The organism is uncultured Brevundimonas sp. (genome assembly GCF_937870815.1).
GTDB lineage: Bacteria > Pseudomonadota > Alphaproteobacteria > Caulobacterales > Caulobacteraceae > Brevundimonas.
The window spans coordinates 1-4089 of the sequence record NZ_CALMZS010000094.1 but is presented as its reverse complement, the minus strand read 5'-3'; the positions used below and the strand labels follow the sequence as shown (position 1 = coordinate 4089).

Annotated in this window: 4 protein-coding genes and 1 pseudogene; 3 read left to right on the top strand and 2 right to left on the bottom strand. The window is 72.6% G+C overall.

The window, feature by feature from the left end; genetic code table 11:
- Together Q0588_RS05895 and Q0588_RS05890 are read left to right on the top strand one after the other, a co-directional pair.
- Nucleotides 1-417: pseudogene (locus tag Q0588_RS05895) on the top strand (DNA-packaging protein); the annotation flags it as partial.
- A 177-nt stretch (nt 418-594) separates the two neighbouring features.
- Nucleotides 595-936, top strand: a complete 342-nt coding sequence (locus Q0588_RS05890; RefSeq protein ID WP_298744614.1) for a DUF3592 domain-containing protein — start codon at nt 595-597, stop codon at nt 934-936.
- Nucleotides 937-961: 25 nt separating this feature from the next.
- On the opposite strand, the gene Q0588_RS05885 is transcribed toward Q0588_RS05890, so the two are convergent.
- Nucleotides 962-1360, bottom strand: coding sequence for a hypothetical protein (locus Q0588_RS05885; protein ID WP_298744613.1), 399 nt, complete (start codon nt 1358-1360; stop codon nt 962-964).
- Nucleotides 1361-1374: 14 nt separating this feature from the next.
- Nucleotides 1375-2010, bottom strand: a complete 636-nt coding sequence (locus tag Q0588_RS05880) for a DUF4337 domain-containing protein (RefSeq protein WP_298744612.1) — start codon at nt 2008-2010, stop codon at nt 1375-1377.
- A 198-nt stretch (nt 2011-2208) separates the two neighbouring features.
- Here Q0588_RS05880 and Q0588_RS05875 point away from each other — a divergent pair, with 198 nt between their 5' ends.
- On the top strand, nt 2209-3891 hold the full coding sequence (locus Q0588_RS05875) for an alkaline phosphatase family protein (RefSeq protein WP_298744611.1): 1683 nt from the start codon (nt 2209-2211) through the stop codon (nt 3889-3891).
- Nucleotides 3892-4089: the final 198 nt, after the last annotated feature.

Sequence of the window (4089 nt, the reverse complement as noted above, 5' to 3'; positions counted from 1 at the left end):
TGCGCCGTCGTCCTCGCCGACCGCTCGATCGCCGGCCTCGGCCCCGACGCCTGGGCCCGCCGCGCCGTCGCCCTCGCCGCCGAGTTCGGGGCCACGGCCGTGGTGGCCGAGGTCAACCAGGGCGGCGACATGGTCAAGGCGGTGCTCAAGACCGCCGGAAACGGGCTGAAGATCCGCGAGGTCCACGCCACGCGCGGCAAATACGTCCGCGCCGAACCCGTCGCCGCCCTCTACGAACAGGGCCGCATCCACCACGCCGGCGCCTTCGACGCCCTCGAGGAGGAGCTGATGGCCTTCGGCGGCGAGATGGAGGCGGCGGGCTCGCTGGACCGGGCCGACGCCCTGGTCTGGGCGGTGACGGACCTGCTGGTCGACGCGCCGGAGGGGGAGCGGGGGCCGAGGGTGCGGTGGTTGTGAGGCCATGGGCCATCAAGGAGGATGCACTACACAGCCTGTGGGCTCATATTCACAGGCCCGGGAGACCCGGCGGCGATCGGTCGGGCGGGGCGGGCTTTAACGCCGCGTTAGGATTGTCTGGCTTTTTGTCGGCGCGGGCGCCGCCTCGGGGAGTGGGCCTTTGCGGGGGACCGGACGATGAAGCGCATTCTCGGGATCGTGGGCATTCTGGCGGCCGTGGCCGTGGGCATTTTCGCCATGATCTATTTCGAGGACCGTCGGCTGGAAAAACTGACGGCGAGCGCGTCCGGCCAGGTGACGCGGGTGGTGGTGCACACCGATTCCGAGTCGAACGACGCCTCGACCGTGGTGCATTTCACCTATGAGGTGGACGGGCGGACCCTCGAGGACCAGTCGACCAAGGCCGGCGACGTCAGCGAGGAGTTTCTGCAGGGGGCGGCGGTCACCGTCTGCCACGATCCGGCGAAACCGGAGGACACCGAGGTCTATCGGCCCGGCCGGGCCTGTCCGCCCCGGTAGCGGCAGGCCTCCCGCGCGGACGCCGTCAGAAGCGGAAGCCGGAGTGGAGCGGGGCGCCGTCGAGGCTGGCTCTGATCACCAGCTGCTGACCGTCGGTGATGTCCATGACGCAATCGCCGCCGTGGGATCCTGAGCCGTCGTTCCCGGTGATGTCGCCGGGGGCCCAGGCGAACCGGACCACGTCGCCCGAACGCTCGACGGACGGATCGGCGAAGGTGGCGATGCGGCGGCGCAGCACGCCGTCCGGGCGCAGCTGCTCCGGGGTGGCGATGGCCCGCTCGATCACATAGCGGCAATGGTAGGCCGCCTTCTCCACCGGGTCGTCGATCTGGTCCACCCCGGTCTCGAGGCAGGCCCCCAAGGGCAGGCACAGCAGGCCGAGGGCCGGGGCGGCCAGCCGGTGAAGCAGGGAACCGTGGGCCATGAGGACTCCGGGGGTCAGAAGGGCAGGGGCACCCACAGCAGAAAGCCGTTGAGGGTCAGCACGGCGCCGACGGCCCCGAGGCCGGCCGAGGCCAGCAACACCGGCCGGTTGAGGGCCAGGATGGCCACCGACCCCAGCACCAGGGCCAGCTGCAGGCAGACCTCGGCCAGGTCGAAATTATTGTCGCGCTGCGAGGCGGTCCCGAACTGGGCCTCGAAATGCTGCGCCCGGGCCCGGATCTGCTTCTTGCCGTCTCCGCGCAGGGGATCGTCGGGCGCGGCGGGGTCGGGCTCGCTGTCGTAGCGGGCGATGGTGGCGGCGTAGTCGGCGCGCCGGTCCTGCAGTCGCGCGCGCCGCGCCGCCGGAAGCTCGGCGTCGAGCAGGGCGGCGTCGATCTCCTCCACCTCGAGCTCATAGAAGGTCTGGCGGATGTTCTTGGCCTGGAAGAAGGCCCAGGCGTCGCTGGCCGCGATGTTGTTGGCGATCATGTCGTCGGTGGCGTTGCCGCCGCCCATGCCGCCGACGGCCAGGACGGCGGCGACCATGGCGATGAGCAGCGCGGCCCGGTTGCGGAACCGGTCGGCCTCGGCGTGTCCCGCCTTCTCCTCCGCCAGCTCGGAGATAAGGTCGGCCGCGTCCTGCGAATCCATCGGAGCCCCCCGGCGTTGTCGTCGTCTGACCGTCGTCGCCCCGGCCGGGAAAATCAAGCCTCCGTCATGATCCCGCGCGGCGCGGGCGACGGGCCCTTGAGTCGGATTCCCAGGTCCTCTACGGATGCCGCGCGGGGGGGAAGGCGAAGTCCTGCCGAATGGGCCGCCGGACCCCTGTCCCGCCGCGGGAGGCTGCAGATGATTCGTTCCTGGATGGGGGCCGGGCCGGCTCTGGCTCTGGCGCTGACCGCGGCCGCGGCGCCGGCCGCGGCCCAGGTTCAACCCGAAGGCGAAGCGCCGTCCCCGCGCCTGGTCGTGACCATAGTCGTCGACCAGTTCGGCAGCGACCTGTTCAACCAGTACCGCGCCGCCTTCGCCGGCGGCCTGGGCGTGCTGGCCGGCGAGGGGGTGGTCTATCCCAACGGCTTCCAGACCCATGGCATGACCGAGACCTGTCCGGGTCATTCGACGGTGCTGACCGGAGTGCATCCGAACCGCACCGGCATCGCCGCCAACGACTGGATCGACCGGGCCACCGGGGCGGAAATCTACTGCCTGGCCGCGCCGGCCAACCGGCTGGCCCAGGGCGGCGAGGGCGAGAACGGGCCCGTGGGGCCCGACAATCTGCGGGCCAGCGGCCTCGGCGACTGGATCAAGGCCGCGCATCCGGACGGCCGGGTGTTCGCGGTCTCGGGCAAGGACCGCGGGGCCATCAACCTGGCCGGGTCGCACGCCGACGGGACCTTCTGGTGGGCGGACGGATTCGGCTTCACGACCTATCTTCGACCGGGCGAGGCGGCGGCCGACCGCCTGCGCCCGGTGGCGGGCCTGAACGCCGGGATTCGCGCCCGCATGGAGGCGCGCCCCGACCTGTGGGCGCCGCTGGAGGGGCGGTGCGCCGCCATGGCCGGGGACTGGACCATCGCCGGCGGCGTCTTCCACTCGACCGTGCCGCCGCGGCGCCTGGCCGTCGACACCTCGCCCGTGCTGGACGAGCTGACCGTCGAGGCGGCGCTGACCCTGTTGCGGGAGCAACGGCTGGGCTTCGGCCCGGGCCTCGACCTGCTGGGGATCAGCCTGTCCGGAACCGACCGGATCGGCCACCGCTTCGGTTCGCAGGGGCCGGAGATGTGCCAACAGATCCTGCGGCTGGACGCGGCGCTCGGCCGGCTCATGGCGGCGCTGAAGGAGATTCCGGGAACCCTGGTCGTCCTGACCGCGGACCACGGCGGCTCCGACTTCGCGGAGCGGCTGGCGGCGCGCGGCTATCCCGACGCCGGACGGATGGACCCCGGCCTGATCGATCGCCTGAACGGCGCCGTGCGGGCCCGCTTCGGGCTCGGCTTCGACCCGTTGAAGGCCGACGGCGCCAACATCTATGTGGTCGGCGACGGCGCCGCCCTGCCGGAGCCGCGCCGGGCCGAGATCGCCGCCGCCGTCGCCGCCCTGCTGCGCGAGGAGCCGGGCGTGGCGGCCGCCTTCACCATCGACGAATTGCTCGCGACGCCGTCGGCGGCGCGGGACATCCATCCCGACCTTGTCGGCCTGCGCGAGCGGATCGCGCTGAGCACGGTCCCGGCGCGTTCGGCGGATGTGATCTTCGCCCTGCGGCCGGGCATGTCGCCGTTCCCCGGGGCCGTGGGCGGCTATCTGGCCGGGCACGGCACGCCCTGGGACCATGACCGGCGGGTGCCGATCATCTTCTGGACCCCGGGCCAGACCGGACAGGAGCGCACCCTGCCGGTCCGCACCGTGGACATCGCCCCGACCCTCGCCAATGCGGCCGGCCTGCCGGTTCCGGCGGACCTGGACGGGCGCTGCCTTGGACTGGCGCCGCCGGCGCGCGGCTGTCCGGCCGTGGAAGGGTCCGCCGCCCGGTAGGCCCGGTCCGTCCGGGCGGACCTATTCGAACTCCGCCGGCGCGTCATCCGCCGCCACCGGGCCCCGGCCCCCGGGCCGGCCGCCTCCGTCCCGCCGCCGCCTTCGACGCGCCGGACGGGGAGCGGGGGCCGAGGGTGAGGTGGCTGTGAGGGGCCTTCTGACTCCTCGCGGATATTGAAGAAGTTCGCTTTGCGGGTG